A 17,963-nucleotide genomic window follows, 5' to 3' on the forward strand; every position below is an offset into this window, starting at 1 on the left:
AATTAGCTAGTTAAGCCTTAAATCTCTCCTCGCTTTTTGTAACTTCTAACTTGAGGGCTTATCTAGCAAGGAGCAAGTATGGTTTTCCTACTCTTTGTTTTAAGCATTGTCATTCAGCTTTTTACAATATGGGCAATTTTCTTTTTTAACCTAAATCGCGTCATTGGCAGTGTTATTACGATTGTGGTAGCTATATTTACTGCACTCATATTAACGCCATGGGCTCTCATTTTAGGTATTCCCCTTATTGCCCTTAGTATCATTATTTTATTTGCACCATTACGCTTTAATCTCATTACTCAACCTGCATATAAAACTTTAGCAAACTCAATGCCGAGCATCAGTACGACTGAACAAGAGGCTTTAGAGGCAGGTACCAGTTGGTGGGAAAAAGAGTTGTTTATGGGGGCACCTGATTGGTCTCAGTTTGAAAAGTACCCCTACCCAACCTTGTCAGCAGAAGAACAAAGTTTTATCGACAATGAAGTTGAGCTCCTTTGTAGCATGCTAGATGAATGGGAAATTCATCATCACTTAAAAGATCTTCCACCTGAAGTTTGGCAATTTATTAAAGATAAAGGTTTTTTAGGCCTCATTATTCCAAAGTCCTTTGGTGGCAAAGAATTTAGCTCATTTGCCCAAAGCCGTATTATGAGCAAAATTGCTTCACGCTCACTCACCACAGCTGTGAGTTGTATGGTTCCAAACTCGTTAGGACCAGGTGAGCTACTCATGCACTACGGTACAGATGCACAAAAGCAGCAATATTTACCGGGCCTTGCTAAAGGTGAGGAAATTCCATGTTTTGGTTTAACTAGCCCAGAAGCAGGTTCAGATGCAGGCGCCATTCCAGATTCGGGTGTTGTTTGCTACGGCGAATATGAAGGTGCTCAAGTCCTTGGACTTCGCATGAATTTCTCTAAACGCTGGATTACGCTTGCACCAATTGCAACTGTTGTTGGTCTAGCATTTAAACTTTATGACCCTGAAGGTCTACTCGGCGATAAAAATAAAACCGAATACGGTATTACCTGTGCACTCATCCCTGCAAGCCATGCGGGTGTAAAAATAGGAGCACGTCATTATCCCGGCTCTCCATTTATGAATGGAACAGTAGAAGGAAAAGATGTTTTTATTCCTATTGACTGGATTATTGGTGGTCAAGAAAATGCCGGAAAAGGCTGGCGTATGCTCATGGAATGTTTAGGCGTTGGTCGTGGTATTTCCCTTCCAGCATTAGCCACAGCCGCAGGTGAAATGAGCTATTTAACCGTTGGTGCTTTTGCGAAAATTCGCCAGCAATTTAATATTTCTGTCGGTAAATTTGAAGGCGTACAAGAAGCGACAAGTGAAATTGCCAGCGATGCCTATATGCTTGAAGCATTCCGTTATTTAGTGACATGTGGCCTAAACCATGGTGGAACACCTGCCGTGATGACTGCCATGGCAAAATATTATGCAACTGAAACAATGCGTAAAGTTGTCAATCATGGGATGGATATTGCTGGAGGACGTGCAATTCAACTTGGGCCACGTAATTTCCTTGCCCTTACATATCAAGCAATTCCAATTGCTATTACGGTAGAAGGCGCAAATATTTTGACCCGTTCATTGATGATTTTTGGTCAAGGTTCAATGCGTTGTCACCCTTATCTATTTGAAGAGTTACAACTCCTTCAATCTGAAGATAAAAATAACTCGGTCAAAAAATTTGATGATTTGTTATTTAAACATTTAGCCTATACCTTTAACCGCGGTGCTAGATCATTTGCCTACGGTTGGACAGGTGGCTCAAGCGATGCGCCTCAGTCAGCAGATCAATTCACTGCAAGTTACTATAAAACGATTAACCGTTTTAGTGCCAATTTCGCACTTGTTTCAGATATGTCTCTTGGCTTACTTGCAGGCGACTTAAAACGCAAAGAAATGTTATCTGGACGCTTGGCAGATATTCACGCGCACCTGTTTATTTCTACTGCGATTTTAAAATTTTATGAAGCTGGACAAAAAACTGAAGCCGAACAACTTCACGCTAAATTAGCGCTACAAAAAGCTTTCTTGAATATTCAGGAAGCATTTTGGGGATTATTTGAAAACTTCCCAGCTAAACTTCCGGCAGCATTTGTAAAATGGATCTGTTTCCCTTTTGGTCGTGTCATTTCAAAACCAGATGATGAGTTAAAACAACAAGTCGCTGAACTTATGATGCAAGAGCACCCTTTCAGAGAACAGCTTAAACATCACGTCTTCTATTCAACCAAAGCCGATGATGTAACTGGACGTTTAGAACATACCTTCCAAATTCTACGAACACTTGAACCGCTTTGGGATAAGTTTAAAAAGGCTGAATCTAAAGGTAAATTTACAGGTCTTACTTTTGAAGAGAATATTACACAAGCGATAAAAGAAGGCTTTATTTCTGAAAGCGAAGCTCAACAACTATTGCAATACAACGCAATTCGATTCGACAGCATGCTTACAGATGTATTTGATGAAGATTTAAATAAAGATCTTCCTTTGTCGAACCCTCATCAAATTTAATGACTGATGCCTCCACTAATTCACTATTGCAATCACACTTGATTCGCATTAATTAATAAACAGCCATAAAAGCGTCAATCGACGCTTTTATTTTTAGGAGAAATTAATGTCTAAGCAAGATTACGAAAATGGATTAAAAGTTCGCACAGAAGTGATGGGAGAAGCTTTTGTAAAACGTGCCCAAGAAAATACCGTACCCTTTACCCAGCCTTTACAAGACTGGATTAATGAACATGCATGGGGATCGACTTGGCAGCGTGAAGGTGTGCTACCTCGTAAATATCGTTCATTAATTACTTTAGCAATGCTCACGGCACTTAAATCACCAACCGAACTCAAAGGCCATGTTCGTGGTGCACTTAACAATGGTTGTACTGTTGAAGAGATTCAAGAAACTTTATTGCACAGCCTACCATATTGCGGCGCCCCTGCTACTCAAGAAGCTTTTCGTGCTGCTTTAGAAGTAATTCAAGAATATCAACAAAAATAACTTCAATATGAGCCAGCACTCTACTGGCTCTTCTTATCTAATTCAATTTGGATGAATGCATCTGAAAATTACGATCATCAATCACAATAGCCTGACGACAGATTCCTTCTGCTTTACGCTGATTCTCAAAAACTGCCGCTGACATTGGTTCGAAACTATCAAAAAAGCAGATTTCATTTTGATCTATAGAATAAATGAGCGACTGATTACCAACGCCATCCAAAGTATCGTAGTACACAATCACCATTTTTCCGTTTTGAATTGCAGCTTGAATATCTTGATAGCTCAGCGCTGGTCCAGTTGGAATTTTTAATACCTTTGCTTCTTTATAACTCATACGTTCGCTTTGGCTAATGCTAGGATCCTCATCTGAATGAAATGACACTTCAAATCCTAGTTTCTTTAAAGCAACAGCTAAGGCAATAGTATAGGTGCCTCCTTCATCGTGTCGGCAAACATTAATCAGCTCAACCACATCAATTTGTACTCCATGATGCTGAAGCAACATCCAAACTGCAAAAACGCCACAGTTTGACTCTAAGCTTGCCAACGACTCGGGAATATTTAATGCCATAATTAGAATCTAAAGTGATAATTACGCAGATAATAAACAAAACTGGATTGGCACTAAAAGCTTTTCCAAGTACAATGTTTCGCTAGTCGAGGGATGCTGCGACAATTGATCGGCACTAAAGATCAATTTGCCAGGCTCGACGATCGGTTAAACACTCGTTTTAACCAACAACGGCATCCGCGAACAGAATGATCAATACTATTTTTTCCTAGGAGATCCTGATGAACGCGGTTAATGCTTCATTTACAGATTACAAAGTTGCTGACATCTCTCTTGCTGACTACGGCCGTAAAGAAATCAAACTTGCTGAAGCAGAAATGCCAGCTTTGATCGGCTTACGTAAACGCTATGCAGCTTCTAAACCACTTGCTGGTGCAAAAATTCTTGGTTGTATTCACATGACCATTCAAACAGCTGTTCTTATTGAAACACTTGTTGAATTAGGTGCTGAAGTACGCTGGACATCTTGTAACATTTTCTCTACTCAAGACCACGCTGCTGCTGCAATTGCTGCTCGCGGTATTCCAGTTTTTGCTTGGAAAGGTGAAACTGAAGAAGAATATGTATGGTGCCTTGAACAACAGATCAATGTAAATGGTCAACCTTGGGATGCCAACATGATTTTGGACGATGGCGGTGATTTAACTGCTCTTGTTCATGAAAAATACCCTGCTCTTTTAGAACGTATTCACGGTATTACTGAAGAAACTACAACAGGTGTTCAACGTCTTATCGAAATGTGGAAAGACGGTTCTTTGAAAGTTCCTGCAATTAACGTAAATGACTCAGTTACTAAATCTAAAAACGACAACAAATACGGTTGCCGTCACTCATTAAATGACGCAATCAAACGTGCAACTGACATGCTTTTGTCTGGTCGCCGTGCACTTGTAGTTGGTTATGGTGACGTAGGTAAAGGTTCTGCTCAATCTTTACGTCAAGAAGGCATGATCGTTCGTGTAACTGAAGTTGACCCAATTTGTGCAATGCAAGCATGTATGGACGGCTATGAAGTTGTATCTCCATACAAAAACGGCGTACAAACAGGCAAAAAAGAAGATATTAACCACGACTTACTTGGCAACACTGATCTTGTTGTAACCACTACTGGTAACTACCACGTGTGTGATGCAGCAATGCTAGACAGCTTAAAAGCTGGTGCAGTTGTATGTAACATCGGTCACTTTGATACAGAAATCGACACGGCTTATTTACGTGGTTACAAGTGGGTTGAAGTTAAGCCACAAGTTCACCAAGTTTATCGTTCAGAAGATGAAAATAACTACCTCATTCTTCTTTCTGAAGGCCGCCTTGTAAACCTTGGTAATGCAACTGGTCATCCATCACGTGTGATGGATGGTTCTTTTGCTAACCAAGTTTTAGGTCAAATTCACTTATTCCAAGAGAAATTTGCTGACCTTCCTGCAAATGAGAAAGCTGCAAAAATTCGTGTAGAAGTTCTTCCTAAGAAACTTGACGAAGAAGTTGCTGCTGCAATGGTTGCAGGTTTCGGTGGTGTACTTACTCAGTTAACTCAAGAGCAAGCCGATTATTTAGGTGTTGCTGTTGAGGGACCATTCAAGTCTGACGCTTACAAATACTAAGAACTTAAGGGCAGACGGTGAACCGACTGCCCTTTTTTCTAAAATGTTTCGCTGTTTACAAGGATTTGACATGACTAAACGTACACCTATTTCTTTTGAGTTTTTCCCGCCAAAAACTGATGCTGGTGCTGAAAAACTTCGTATTGTTCACCAAGAATTACAACTTCTGAATCCTGAGTTTTTCTCAATTACTTACGGGGCTGGTGGTTCTACTCGCGAACGCACGCTTGCTGCCATTGATGATTTTAATGGTAAAGGTACACCAGTTGCGCCTCATCTTTCTTGTATTGGTGATGATAAAGCTCGTATTGCTGAGTTACTGGATTTATATAAAGCTCAAGGCATTGACCGTATTGTTGCTTTACGTGGTGACTTACCATCTGGTCAGGTTGGGCTTGGTGAGCTTCCTTATGCTCAAGATTTAGTACGTTTTATTCGTGAGCACTCAGGTGATCATTTTCATATCGAAGTTGCAGCTTATCCAGAAATGCATCCTCAAGCTGAAAGCCTTGATACAGATATCCAACGTTTTATTGAAAAGGTACAAGCTGGTGCCAATGCGGGAATTACTCAATTCTTCTTTAATCCAGACTCATACTTTTATTTTATAGAGCGTTTGGAAAAAGCTGGAATTAACATTCCGGTGGCTCCAGGAATCATGCCAATTACCAACGCAAGCAACCTAATTCGCTTTGCAGACGGTACGGGTGCTGAAATTCCTCGCTGGATCCGTAAGCAATTACAAGCCTATGGTGATGACAGTGAAAGTATCAAAGCTTTCGGTCATGAAGTTGTTGTTAAGCTATGCGAACGCCTGATTGCAGGTGGTGCACCAAGCTTACACTTCTATTCAATGAATCAAGTCGAACCAACTCGTCAACTTGTTGTTGATCTTGGTTTAAATTAATTTTGTAAGGCGTACCCAATGAACCGTTTTTTTATCGAAACTGAACTTACAGTTGGCTCAACAATTCAACTGACAGAATCAGTATTCCATCATTGGGTGCGTGTTTTACGTGCACAACTACAAGAACAAGCGACTCTATTTAATGGACAAGGTGGAGAATATCTCGCAACATTGACCGAAATTAATAAGAAAAATGCGTTTGTCACAATTGAGAATTTTAACCCTGCAAACCGTGCTGCCCCTTTTAAAGCTGTTTTAGGTCAAGTCATGAGTAAAGGCGATCGAATGGATTATGCCATTCAGAAAGCCACTGAATTGGGTGTAAGTCAGATTCAATTGCTAACAAGTGAGCGTTGTGAAATGCGCTTAAAATATGATCGAGATCAAAAAAAATTAGATCACTGGCAAGCTGTAGCAATTGCAGCATGTGAACAATGTGGCCTGAACTTAGTTCCCGAAGTATTAGCACCAATTTCTCTTCATGAATGGTTAAGTTCTTCTGAGCTTCCTCAATCTAAATTTGTTTTAGCACCAGAAAAAGAACAAAAAGATGTATTGGCAGGAATACAACCTGATCTTGCCTTATTGATTGGACCAGAAGGTGGGCTAAGTGAAAATGAAATTACCCAAGCCAATCAAGCTGGTTTTATGAACTGGTGCATTGGTGACCGTGTTTTACGTACAGAAACCGCACCTGTTGTTGCCTTGTCTATTTTAAATTATCGATTTTTATCCACCTGAGTTCAGTGAACATTGATTAAATCGTTATTTAAAGTTAACTTACTTTTATTGTATGAATAAAATTTCAAATTCTTTTTCACTGATAAATCAGATTCTTTCTGTATATATGTAAAAAAATAGGATAGAAAAATCTTATGTCTGGGCTTCAGGAAGAATATCTACAGCATCAAACAAAAATTGAACAGCTGAAACTTTCAACTCAATATATACGCTGGTATTTGATTAGCTTAATACTGCTATGTCTCATTTCATATGGTATTTTTTCTTATTATTTTTCATCTGTAATAACAATTTTTAGCTGGTCTATTGGCCTCACTGTAGCATCTCTTATCGGCTTATTATTTATTCCAAATATTTTAACTCACTACCGTGCAATTGATTTTACAAAAAAAGCTAATCACATTTTACAAAGTATTTGTTTGATCTCAGGCATCTTAATTGGAATAAACGTCACAATTATTCATTTTTATCTTCCCCCTGAATTAGTCGCTCTACCAGATGCTCATATTTTAATTGCTTTATTTATTACTTCGGCTCATATCATTGGCCTTACTTTTTTAACACAGCAACCACGATATTTTTATCTCTTATTTATTCCAAGTACCTTGCCCTTATTACTAGCTCAATTCACACATAACCCAATTACTCAGCTACCTTTTTACTTTGCCTATAATCTTACCTTTGTGGCCACTGTACTTTGTGCATATGCTACGCAACGTAATTATCAAAAGATTTCTCAATTATTATTAAAAAACAAACAGCTTGTTCAAATTTCCGATCAACATACGCAATGGGCTGAAGAATTATGCATACAGCTCCAACAAGAAGTAAATAAATCTAAAGATATCGAAGCCCAGCTTCAATTTAATAATCATCTGCTTGAGCAAAAAGTACGTGAACGCACTTACGATCTCACAAAAATGAACGAACAACTCGAAAGCCATCACTACAATTTAGCTTTTGCGCATGAAACTGCAGGTATTCGACCTTGGGATTGGGATATTGAAAGTCAAAAATTAGAAATTACATTTTTCGATCAACAAAAACAAACTCAGACTGCCGTTATTCATCTCAATACGATATTAGATCGTATACATCCAAGTGATAAAAAACTTTTTAACGAACGTTTAAAACAACATTTGGAAGGCATTACAGATCATTTTAATATCACCTTTCGAATTTTACGTAGAGATGGTTCTTGGCGATGGATTCATGACGTAGGTCGTGTCATCACTAGAGATCCTAAAACACAAAAAGCGCTTCGTATGGTTGGAATGACTCGCGATATACATCAAGAGAAGAAAGATCAAGAACATCTAAGACTATCCGCAATTGTACTTGAGCAAGCTGCGGAAGGAATATTTATTTTAGATGAGCGCCTAAACTATATTGATGTAAATCCCTACTATGAAAAATTAACAGGATTTTCTAAATCAGAACTTGTTAATAAAGAATTATTTAGCATAACAATCAATCAAAAAGAATTACAACAGCAGTTTCATACCTCAATAACACAGCAACTCCTAGAGACAGGAGAATATATGGGTCAGTTTGACGAAAAATTTAGTTCTGGTAAAAGCGTATATTTATGGTTGCATATCAATGTAGTCAAAGATGAGTTCAATCAAATTACCAATTATATCGGGTTTGCACGCGACCTGACTGAGCAAAAACGTCAAGAACAACATCTATCTTATTTAAAAAATTACGACAGCCTCACCCACCTGCCTAATCGTCTTTACTACTATAATCAATTACATCAATATCTTGTAAACCCTTCATATAACATTAAAAATTTAGCATTAATACGGGTAAATATTGACCGCTTCCGAGCTTTCAATGAATTTTTAAATAATGATAGTGGTGATGAATTACTTAAACAGTTCGCTCAAAGATTGCGCTTAATCAATATCAATGCAATTTTAGTTGCCTATTTAAATAGTGATGATTTCGCAATTATTTATGAAATTTCCCCAATTCATCCAAATATTGAGCAATATTGCCAAAATATTTTACAAGCGCTCAATGCACCTTTTTATATTGATAATCACGAATATTTTATTACTGCATCTATTGGTGTCGCATGTTTTCCTGAGCATGGTAGACAAATTGATCACCTCAACCACCATGCGGAACAAGCATTGTCCGAAGCAAAACGCTTAGGTGGTAATACAATTTGCTATTATTGCAATAAAACAAATAACTCATATAAAACTGCCGATTTAGAGCAAGAGTTACGTAAAGCCATACAAAATGATGAATTTGTCATTTATTACCAACCCAAAATTAATCTACATGATCAATCTATTATCGGTTTTGAAGCATTAATTCGTTGGCAACATCCTGAAAAAGGATTAGTCATGCCAAATATGTTTATACCTTTTGCTGAGCGTAGTAGCCTGATTTCAGATATTGGTAAAGTTGTTTTGGATAAAGTTGGAAAGCAACTACAAGAATGGAAAGATGCGGGTTATCTCAATATTCAAGTCTCTGTAAATATTGTCGCTCAACAGATACATCGAGGCTTATTACTCAATGATCTAGATGAAGTTTTGCAAAAATATAATATACAAGGTTCAGACCTAGAACTTGAAATTACAGAGTCAGCCCTTTTAGACAATACTGCCAATGTAAAAACGCTATTACATGCGATAAAACAACGAGATATCTCAATTGCCTTAGATGACTTTGGTACGGGTTATTCTTCTTTGGCCTATCTAACAGAATACCCAATTGACGTGTTAAAAATTGATCGTGCTTTTATTTCTAAAATTGGTGACCATAAACAAGAAGCAATTGTAAATGCAATGATCGCGATGGGTAAAAGTATGGGGCTTAAACTGGTTGCCGAAGGTGTAGAAACAGAAGAACAAGTCACCTATCTACAAAAACAGCAATGTGATTTTTTACAAGGTTATTTCTTTAGTCGCCCGATCCCTGCTGAGCAAATTATTCCTTATCTGCAAACAAAACCACATATTTCTTAATTGTTCTAATCATCTATTTTACCTATGCTGCTTTTTCCAAAAATGAGCGTTTTTGACTGTGAGAAATAAAGAAGTAGTGTTATATTCTTTAGCATTTAGCTCACCACGGGGCTATTGGCAATTCGTCTACTATTCTCTTAATTGATAAAAATTAAAGCATAGTAAAAAATTGAATTGCCTCTCCCTAAATGAGCAATTTGACTAGTTTGCTTTTTTGTATCAAATAGAGACTCAGATGGACGATCAATCTTTAAAACAGGCCGCTTTAAATTACCATGAATATCCAAACCCAGGGAAAATCAGCGTCACCCCAAGTAAGCAACTTGTCAACCAACGAGATTTGGCTTTAGCCTACTCACCAGGAGTTGCTGCGCCATGTTTAGAGATTGAACGTGATCCATCTGCTGCTGCAAAATATACAGCTCGCGGAAACTTGGTTGCCGTAGTTAGTAACGGTACAGCTGTTCTTGGTTTAGGTAATATTGGCCCATTAGCGTCTAAACCTGTAATGGAAGGTAAAGGCGTTCTCTTCAAAAAGTTTGCTGGTGTTGACGTATTTGACATCGAAATTGCAGAAAACGATCCAGATAAAATTGTAGATATTGTTGCCTCTCTTGAGCCAACTTTCGGTGGTATCAACCTCGAAGATATTAAAGCGCCAGAATGTTTCTATATCGAAAAGAAACTTCGCGAACGCATGAAAATTCCTGTATTCCATGACGATCAACACGGTACAAGTATCATTGTAGGATCAGCTTTGCTCAATGCATTGCAACTTGTAAATAAGAAAATTGATCAAATCAAAATTGTAGCTTCAGGCGCAGGTGCTGCTGCCCTTTCTTGTTTAGATTTACTTTGTGCTTTAGGCGTAAATAAAGAAAATATCATTGTTGCCGATTCTCGCGGTCTACTCACTACTTCACGTGAAGGCTTGGATGAATCAAAAAAACGTTATGTTCAAGACATCAAAGCAACTCAGTTACATGAAGTAATGGCTGGTGCTGATATGTTCTTGGGTCTTTCTGCTGCTGGTATTCTCACCAAAGAAATGGTGAAACAGATGGCTGAAAACCCTATTATTTTTGCTTTGGCAAACCCAGATCCAGAAATTTTACCTGAACATGCACATGAAGTACGTCCTGATGTAATCATGGCAACTGGTCGTTCTGACTATCCAAACCAAGTAAACAACGCATTATGTTTCCCTTACATTTTCCGTGGTGCACTTGACGTTGGTGCAACAACGATTAATGAAGACATGAAAATTGCATGTGTACATGCAATTGCACGTATGGCACACGTAGAAGCTGATGCAGCAACTTATGGTGAAAAATCTGCTTCATTTGGCCGTGACTATTTAATTCCACGTCCACTTGATCAACGTTTAATTTTAGAAATTGCCCCTGCTGTTGCTAAAGCTGCAATGGATTCAGGTGTTGCAACTCGTCCGATCGAAGATTTCTCTGCATACCGTCAAAAATTATCTGAGTTTGTTTATAACTCTGCATTCTTGATGAAACCGATTTTTGCTCAAGCAAAAACTGATCCTAAACGCATCGCATATGCTGAAGGTGAAGATGAGCGCGTATTACGTGCAGTGCAAATCGCAGTTGATGAAGATTTAGCTAAACCAATTTTAGTAGGTCGTACTGCTGTTATTGAAGCTAATATCAAAAAATTAGGCTTGCGTTTACAACATGGCGTAAACATTGAGATTGTAGATCAAGAACAAAACCCGATGTATGAAGAGTTTTGGAAAGACTACTATCAAACAATGCAACGCAAAGGCATTACTGTTGAATATGCTCAACGTGAAGCTCGTCGCCGTTCAACTTTAATTGCATCTTTACTGGTTAAATTCGGTAAAGCAGACGGTATGTTATGTGGTACTTACAGTAGCTATAACATTCACCTTGACTTTGTACGCAATGTCATCGGTCTAAAAGAAGGTATGAATAACTTCTTCACCTTAAATGCATTAATGCTTGAAGATCGTAACTTGTTTATTGCTGATACATACGTAAATACAAACCCGACTGCTGAACAACTTGCTGAAATGACTATTTTAGCGGCTGAAGAAGTACGTCGTTTTGGTATTACTCCACGTGTAGCCCTACTTTCTCATTCAAGTTTTGGTAGTGACCAGACTGACTCAAGTGCTCAAAAAATGCGTGAAGTTTATCGTATTTTATCTGAGCAAGCTCCTGAGCTTGAAGTTGAAGGTGAAATGCACGGTGATGCAGCATTAGACGAAAACATTCGTCAATTTGCATTCCCTGGCTCACGTTTCAAAGGTTCTGCAAACTTGCTCATTATGCCAAACCTAGATGCAGCAAACATTTCATTTAACTTATTGAAAGCGACTTCTGGTAACAACGTTACTATTGGCCCAATTTTACTTGGTGCAGCAAAACCTGTTCATATTTTGACACCTACAGCAACGACTCGTCGTCTTATCAATATGACTGCTTTAACTGTTGCTGAAATCCAACAACAAGAAAAGTAATTTAGAAACTGCTTTTTACGAAAAGCATCTCTAATGACTTGAGAAAACCTCTATTCTGTAGCATGATTGCTTGAAGAATAGAGGTTTTTTCATGCAAGTGTATTTAGTAGGCGGTGCCGTCCGTGATTTTTTACTTGGGCATCCCTATCAAGAAAAAGATTATGTTGTTGTCGGTGCAACGCCGGAACACATGCTCGCCCAAGGTTTTCAACCTGTAGGCAAGGATTTTCCTGTGTTTCTTCATCCCGAAACGAAAGAAGAATATGCACTTGCACGTACTGAAAGAAAATCTGGTAAAGGCTACCACGGCTTTCAATTTTTTACCGATACCACAGTAAGTTTAGAAGAAGATTTAATCCGCCGTGATTTAACCATCAATGCCATAGCAATGGATCAAGATGGCAAACTATATGACCCATATGGCGGTCAAACAGATTTAGAAAATAAAACTTTGCGTCATGTTTCAGAAGCTTTTGCTGAAGATCCTTTACGTGTTTTACGTGTTGCACGCTTTGCGGCTCGCTATTCTTCATATGGTTTTCAGATTGCGCCAGAGACCATGCAGCTTATGCAAACCATGGCTGAGTCAGGTGAGCTTGATGCCTTAACACCAGAACGTGTATGGAAAGAGACTTCTCGCGCACTTTTAGAAGATCATGCGGATGTTTATTTTCAGACATTGCGTGACTGTGGGGCGTTGAAACATCTTTTCCCTGAAATTGACGCATTATTTGGTGTACCACAGCGCCCTGAATATCACCCTGAAGTGGACTGCGGCATACATACCTTAATGTCGTTACAGCAAGCTTGTAAATCAAACTATTCACTTGATGTTCGATTTGCTGTTTTAGTACATGATTTGGGTAAAGCATTGACTCCAGCTAACGAACTTCCTCGCCACATCATGCATGAAGAACGTGGAGTAAAACCTGTTACCGAGTTATGTGAACGTTTAAAAGTTCCAACTCAAACTCGACAGTTGGCATTATCAGTGTGTAAAGAACATCTAAAATGCCATCAGATTATGTCGTTAAAACCAGGAACTGTATGGCGTCTATTACAGCGTCTAGATGTATTACGTCGTCCTGAGAGAGTGGAAGCATTTGTACAAGCATGTGAATGTGATGCTAAAGGAAGACTAGGTTTAGAAGACCGTCCGTATCCTCAAGCTCAGTACATGTTAGATGCGATGCAAATCGTTCGCTCTATTAAAGTTCAGGATTTACCTGAAAACATTAAAGGTGCTGAGATTGGTGAAATGCTCATTCAGTACCGTATTGATGCTTTAACTGAGTTCAAACATCAACATCAAGCACTATCTCATACTTAATTGACACCAAGAAAAAAGCCTCATTACAAGGCTTTTTTTATCTTTACTGTTTAGGCAGCGGTATAAATTGTGATTGAGTATTTTGGTTTTTTCTTTCCCCTACTGTCACCACAAAGTTTTGTTGCTTCCCATCTCGCTCAACAATTACATTAATTTCGCTATTAGGTGCTTGTAATGCAACATAATTAATCAAATGAGACGCTGAAGTGATTTGCTCATTATTCACCTGAATAATTTTATCACCAATCTTAATACCTGCTGATGCAGCTGGCCCATTTTTCAAGACATCTGCGACCACAACACCAATTTGCTGTTTAGGTGCTAATACATCTGCTTGTGTAGGCGGTACCAAACTAATCCCTAACCATCCACGGACGACACGGCCATCTTTTAAAATTGAGTTTAAAACTTGTTGGCAAACTTTAGCAGGAATAGCAAAACCAATGCCTAAAGAACCACCTGACTGAGAGAAAATAGCCGTATTTACACCAATTAAATTCCCAGCAACATCAATTAATGCTCCACCAGAGTTTCCTGGGTTAATTGCAGCATCTGTTTGAATAAAGTCTTCATAGGTATTGATACCTAAATCAGAACGTTCAGTCGCCGAAATAATACCCTGAGTTACCGTTTGTCCAACGCCAAATGGGTTACCGATTGCTAAGACGACATCACCTACTTCATTACCACTTAGCTTAAATGGCAATACAGGTAATTTATCTAGATCGATTTTAATTACAGCTAAATCAGTATCAGGGTCTGTTCCCACAATCGTTGCTTCTGCACGACGTCCATCATGTAAGGCCACTACAATTTGATCAGCTTGAGCAATCACATGATTATTCGTAAGAATATAACCGTCAGCTCGTACAATAACCCCAGAGCCTAAGCTATTTTCATTTTGCTGTTGTTGTTCAGGAACCTGATTTCCAAAAAATTCGCGGAAGACAGGATCACTTAATAATGGATGATTTTGTTTAACTTTCTGGGTCGTAAAAATATTAACAACGGCTGGCGCTGCAACTTTTACCGCAGCGCTATAAGATACCACCCCGCCCGTTCGTGAAGTATCAACGAGTGGTTCAACTTTCTCAGCAGGCATTTGCACCCCATCAACTGCAACAGTTGGTTTCGGCTGATGGTATTTTTGCCATGCAATAAAACTGGCAATTACAATAATAAGTAACACCCAAGGTAACCATGTAAAGGTGCGGCGCACGTTCATATCCTCTACGCAAAGAAGTTTTTAATTAAATTAATATATTGAACAAAAAGAGTTTTCAGTTAAGCATTTTAAATTAAATATGTCGATATACATAAAAAAGTCAAAAAAGATTTGTCTAGCTTTAGTTACACAACAAAATATGTTTCTATAGCTTTAGCAATTATTTACTACTCAATTCAGGAAATATCATGGCGAATTTGCATGAAATTATTCAGTGGTGCGACCAAACCTTAAAAGCGGCAGAATTTAAAGATTACGCACCAAATGGCCTGCAAATTGAAGGTTCAACTGAAGTAAGACGTATCGTTTGTGCGGTTACTGCTTCCGAAGATGCGATTGATGCAGCAATTGCTCAAAATGCAGATTTATTACTCGTACATCATGGTTATTTTTGGAAAGGCGAACCGTATCCAATTACGGGAATGCGAGGCAATCGCATTAAAAAACTCATTCAAAATAATATTTCATTACTCGCTTACCACCTACCTTTAGATGCCCACCCAACTTTGGGTAACAATGTAGCCATTGCAGAAAAACTAAACTTGCAGAATTTAGAACCACTCGATTTAACAGAGAAACATCCAATTGGTAATATTGGTTATTTAGAGCAAGCAGTTTCTGTGGATGAATTTAAAACAAAACTACAAAACAGTTTTGATTTTAAGGTAATTCATTTGCCCGCAGAAAAACAAAGTATTCAAAAAGTAGGCTTCTGTACAGGTGGAGCTCAAGATTTTATTGCTAAAGCTGCTTTGCAAAATTGTGATGCTTACATTTCAGGTGAAGTCAGTGAACGAACTTTTTATGAAGCAAAAGAATTAGGAGTTCACTATTTCGCCTGTGGTCACCATGCTACTGAGCGTTATGGAGTTCAGCGTTTGGCACAAGCGATCTCAAAACAGTTTTCAATTGAAGCTGAATATTTTGAATTGAATAATCCGATTTAATTAAGTCTTTTTTTCAATCTGTGTTATGCGTATTAATTAGATCTTTATTGTGTATAGTTCTTTAAAACGATGCCCTATTGTGACCAGAATCATTTACAATAGAGCCACTTAATTGTATAACCCAGCAAATGCAAGGAATAGGAACATGACAACCATTACTTTACCTGCACTTCCATATGGCTATGATGATTTAGCGCCACATATTAGTAAAGAAACTTTAGAATACCATCACGATAAACACCACAATACCTATGTTGTTAACTTAAACAACTTAATCAAAGGGACTGACCTTGAAGGTAAAACTTTAGAAGAAATCATTAAAGCAACTGCTGGTGATGCATCTAAAGCTGGTATTTTCAACAATGCTGCTCAAGTTTGGAACCACACTTTCTACTGGAACAGCATGAAGCCAAATGGTGGTGGTAAGCCTACTGGCGCAATCGCTGCTAAAATTGACGAAGCTTTTGGTAGCTACGAAAAGTTTGCAGAAGAATTTACTGCTGCTGCAACAACTCAATTCGGTTCAGGTTGGGCTTGGTTAGTTGCTGATGAAGTAAATGGTAAATTATCTATTACTAAAACTTCTAATGCAGACACTCCACTTGCACATGGTCAAATTGCTGTATTAACAATTGACGTATGGGAACATGCTTATTACATCGATTTCCGTAACTTACGTCCTAAATACATCGCAACTTTCTTAGAAAGCCTTGTGAACTGGGACTATGCAAATGCAAAACTTGCAGGTCAACCAGCAGGTGTAGAGAAATAATTTTATTTCTTTATGAAAAACCACCCTGTTTTGGGTGGTTTTTTTTATTTTTAATACAATAAAAGCATATTAATCAAGCAAACGATTCATTTTCTTTAATATTCTTATTGACGGTTTTAGATTTCATCCATAAAATGCGCATCAGATTCTCCAATAGCTCAGTCGGTAGAGCGACGGACTGTTAATCCGCAGGTCCCTGGTTCGAGCCCAGGTTGGAGAGCCATCTACTAATCTCCCATAGCTCAGTCGGTAGAGCGACGGACTGTTAATCCGCAGGTCCCTGGTTCGAGCCCAGGTGGGAGAGCCAAGATTCTAAAAGCCCGCATTTATTGCGGGCTTTTTCTTTTCTGATTTTTTAATACTTTTTATTATTCTTAATAAAATCAACGTTTCGAGTATTTTTAAACCAATCGGTTAGATATTCTCTTTAATTCTGCTATTAAGGCTTGACCCAGACCCCTTTCCTGCCTAAAATCCTTTTCCAGATTCTCCCATAGCTCAGTCGGTAGAGCGACGGACTGTTAATCCGCAGGTCCCTGGTTCGAGCCCAGGTGGGAGAGCCAAGATTCTTAAAAACCCACTCATCATGAGTGGGTTTTTATTTGTATGATGCTTTAACATGTTCGAATCGAGTCATTTATTTTTTATTGTTTTGGGTTGCATAAGCACCTGTATTTTTCTTGTTGTCTGTTTACGTCCATATTTATTTCCAAGACAAAAATTCTTTGCTCGTCCTGTCATTACAAATTTTGAAACTCAAATGTTTATACGTTTAAAACAAAGTTTTCCAAATTATCATGTGTTAGCACAAGTGGCTTTTAGTGCATTAATTACCAGTAATGACTATAAAATTCGTAGTCAGTTTAACCGTAAAGTCACTGACTTTGTTGTACTAAATGATAATATGGAAGTCATGGCCATTATTGAGCTAGATGACCCTACCCATCTTGAAAAAGTAGAAGATGACCGTATTCGTGATCAAATGCTCACTGAAGCAGGTTACCTTGTAAAGCGTTACACAAATATTCCTACCGTACGCCAATTACAAAAGGATATTCATTAACAAGCTAATTGGTTTCAGAATTTGCAGCTTCTTTCTCAGCTATTCTTTTTGCCATCTCTAAACGCTGCTGTTCATATTGTTTTTTATTCTTAGCATCACTTTTTGCAGCCAAGAAAAGTATTCCAATAATTAGTAAAGGAATAAGTAAACCTAACCCCATTAATAACCAAGGAACAGATTTTTTTTCAACAGGTTGCTGGCTCATAAGTTCTTCAAACTCAAATAGTATCGATTTCAGAATGCGTAACAATATAACAAAAAGAGCCACTATAAAGT

At 38.3% G+C, this 17,963-nt stretch carries 14 protein-coding genes and 3 tRNA genes; 14 read left to right on the forward strand and 3 right to left on the reverse strand.

Features of this window, described 5'->3' with window-relative positions; genetic code table 11:
- Positions 1-78 precede the first annotated feature (78 nt).
- Positions 79-2,541 (forward strand): acyl-CoA dehydrogenase, encoded by a 2,463-nt coding sequence (locus RMA94_RS17255; RefSeq protein WP_311083824.1) that lies wholly within the window; start codon positions 79-81, stop codon positions 2,539-2,541.
- 106 nt (positions 2,542-2,647) lie between these two features.
- Positions 2,648-3,031 carry a carboxymuconolactone decarboxylase family protein gene (locus RMA94_RS17260; RefSeq protein WP_000043120.1) on the forward strand — a complete coding sequence of 128 codons (384 nt, stop codon included), beginning with the start codon at positions 2,648-2,650 and terminating at the stop codon, positions 3,029-3,031.
- Between the two features lie 37 nt (positions 3,032-3,068).
- Here the strand turns inward: RMA94_RS17260 and RMA94_RS17265 are convergent, their stop codons facing one another.
- Positions 3,069-3,605, reverse strand: a complete 537-nt coding sequence (locus tag RMA94_RS17265) for a cysteine peptidase family C39 domain-containing protein (RefSeq protein ID WP_311083825.1) — start codon at positions 3,603-3,605, stop codon at positions 3,069-3,071.
- A 221-nt stretch (positions 3,606-3,826) separates the two neighbouring features.
- On the opposite strand from RMA94_RS17265, the gene ahcY reads away from it, so the two are divergent.
- The 6 genes from ahcY (at position 3,827) to RMA94_RS17295 (ending at position 13,680) form a co-directional block, all read left to right on the forward strand.
- A complete protein-coding gene (ahcY, locus tag RMA94_RS17270) occupies positions 3,827-5,209 on the forward strand; it encodes an adenosylhomocysteinase (protein WP_016145934.1) in 1,383 nt (460 codons plus the stop codon).
- Positions 5,210-5,279: 70 nt separating this feature from the next.
- Positions 5,280-6,116: a methylenetetrahydrofolate reductase [NAD(P)H] gene (gene metF, locus RMA94_RS17275; protein ID WP_262441532.1), complete on the forward strand. Its 837-nt coding sequence runs from the start codon at positions 5,280-5,282 to the stop codon at positions 6,114-6,116.
- 18 nt (positions 6,117-6,134) lie between these two features.
- Positions 6,135-6,857: a 16S rRNA (uracil(1498)-N(3))-methyltransferase gene (locus RMA94_RS17280; RefSeq protein ID WP_199992010.1), complete on the forward strand. Its 723-nt coding sequence runs from the start codon at positions 6,135-6,137 to the stop codon at positions 6,855-6,857.
- 134 nt (positions 6,858-6,991) lie between these two features.
- On the forward strand, positions 6,992-9,844 hold the full coding sequence (locus RMA94_RS17285) for an EAL domain-containing protein (RefSeq protein ID WP_311083826.1): 2,853 nt from the start codon (positions 6,992-6,994) through the stop codon (positions 9,842-9,844).
- A gap of 235 nt (positions 9,845-10,079) precedes the next feature.
- Positions 10,080-12,350, forward strand: a complete 2,271-nt coding sequence (locus RMA94_RS17290; protein ID WP_130172333.1) for an NADP-dependent malic enzyme — start codon at positions 10,080-10,082, stop codon at positions 12,348-12,350.
- A 91-nt stretch (positions 12,351-12,441) separates the two neighbouring features.
- Positions 12,442-13,680, forward strand: a complete 1,239-nt coding sequence (locus tag RMA94_RS17295; protein ID WP_017398614.1) for a multifunctional CCA addition/repair protein — start codon at positions 12,442-12,444, stop codon at positions 13,678-13,680.
- Between the two features lie 43 nt (positions 13,681-13,723).
- Here the strand turns inward: RMA94_RS17295 and RMA94_RS17300 are convergent, their stop codons facing one another.
- The gene (locus tag RMA94_RS17300) at positions 13,724-14,899 is read right to left on the reverse strand and encodes a trypsin-like peptidase domain-containing protein (protein WP_311083827.1); all 1,176 of its coding nucleotides are present in this window, start codon (positions 14,897-14,899) and stop codon (positions 13,724-13,726) included.
- A gap of 194 nt (positions 14,900-15,093) precedes the next feature.
- On the opposite strand from RMA94_RS17300, the gene RMA94_RS17305 reads away from it, so the two are divergent.
- The 6 genes from RMA94_RS17305 to RMA94_RS17330 all read left to right on the forward strand — a co-directional run bounded on the left by RMA94_RS17305 (position 15,094) and on the right by RMA94_RS17330 (position 17,687).
- A complete protein-coding gene (locus RMA94_RS17305) occupies positions 15,094-15,852 on the forward strand; it encodes a Nif3-like dinuclear metal center hexameric protein (protein WP_311083828.1) in 759 nt (252 codons plus the stop codon).
- Positions 15,853-15,997: 145 nt separating this feature from the next.
- The gene (locus RMA94_RS17310; protein ID WP_000208083.1) at positions 15,998-16,624 is read left to right on the forward strand and encodes a superoxide dismutase; all 627 of its coding nucleotides are present in this window, start codon (positions 15,998-16,000) and stop codon (positions 16,622-16,624) included.
- A gap of 147 nt (positions 16,625-16,771) precedes the next feature.
- A tRNA-Asn gene (locus RMA94_RS17315) sits at positions 16,772-16,847 on the forward strand.
- An 8-nt stretch (positions 16,848-16,855) separates the two neighbouring features.
- Positions 16,856-16,931: transfer RNA gene (locus RMA94_RS17320), tRNA-Asn, on the forward strand.
- A gap of 180 nt (positions 16,932-17,111) precedes the next feature.
- A tRNA-Asn gene (locus RMA94_RS17325) sits at positions 17,112-17,187 on the forward strand.
- Between the two features lie 56 nt (positions 17,188-17,243).
- The gene (locus RMA94_RS17330) at positions 17,244-17,687 is read left to right on the forward strand and encodes a DUF2726 domain-containing protein (protein WP_130173425.1); all 444 of its coding nucleotides are present in this window, start codon (positions 17,244-17,246) and stop codon (positions 17,685-17,687) included.
- 4 nt (positions 17,688-17,691) lie between these two features.
- Here the strand turns inward: RMA94_RS17330 and RMA94_RS17335 are convergent, their stop codons facing one another.
- The gene (locus tag RMA94_RS17335; protein WP_311083829.1) at positions 17,692-17,892 is read right to left on the reverse strand and encodes a hypothetical protein; all 201 of its coding nucleotides are present in this window, start codon (positions 17,890-17,892) and stop codon (positions 17,692-17,694) included.
- Between the last annotated feature and the right edge of the window lie 71 nt (positions 17,893-17,963).

Origin of the sequence: Acinetobacter sp. V115_6 (assembly GCF_031799025.1) — a bacterium.
Taxonomy (GTDB): Bacteria; Pseudomonadota; Gammaproteobacteria; order Pseudomonadales; family Moraxellaceae; genus Acinetobacter; species Acinetobacter pittii.

Coding starts and splice junctions, on each gene's coding strand:
- RMA94_RS17255 (WP_311083824.1), top strand. CDS start 79: ATGGTTTTCCTACTCTTTGTTTTAAGCATTGTCATTCAGCTTTTTACA.
- RMA94_RS17260 (WP_000043120.1), top strand. CDS start 2,648: ATGTCTAAGCAAGATTACGAAAATGGATTAAAAGTTCGCACAGAAGTG.
- RMA94_RS17265 (WP_311083825.1), bottom strand. CDS start 3,605: ATGGCATTAAATATTCCCGAGTCGTTGGCAAGCTTAGAGTCAAACTGT.
- ahcY (WP_016145934.1), top strand. CDS start 3,827: ATGAACGCGGTTAATGCTTCATTTACAGATTACAAAGTTGCTGACATC.
- metF (WP_262441532.1), top strand. CDS start 5,280: ATGACTAAACGTACACCTATTTCTTTTGAGTTTTTCCCGCCAAAAACT.
- RMA94_RS17280 (WP_199992010.1), top strand. CDS start 6,135: ATGAACCGTTTTTTTATCGAAACTGAACTTACAGTTGGCTCAACAATT.
- RMA94_RS17285 (WP_311083826.1), top strand. CDS start 6,992: ATGTCTGGGCTTCAGGAAGAATATCTACAGCATCAAACAAAAATTGAA.
- RMA94_RS17290 (WP_130172333.1), top strand. CDS start 10,080: ATGGACGATCAATCTTTAAAACAGGCCGCTTTAAATTACCATGAATAT.
- RMA94_RS17295 (WP_017398614.1), top strand. CDS start 12,442: ATGCAAGTGTATTTAGTAGGCGGTGCCGTCCGTGATTTTTTACTTGGG.
- RMA94_RS17305 (WP_311083828.1), top strand. CDS start 15,094: ATGGCGAATTTGCATGAAATTATTCAGTGGTGCGACCAAACCTTAAAA.
- RMA94_RS17310 (WP_000208083.1), top strand. CDS start 15,998: ATGACAACCATTACTTTACCTGCACTTCCATATGGCTATGATGATTTA.
- RMA94_RS17330 (WP_130173425.1), top strand. CDS start 17,244: ATGTTCGAATCGAGTCATTTATTTTTTATTGTTTTGGGTTGCATAAGC.
- RMA94_RS17335 (WP_311083829.1), bottom strand. CDS start 17,892: ATGAGCCAGCAACCTGTTGAAAAAAAATCTGTTCCTTGGTTATTAATG.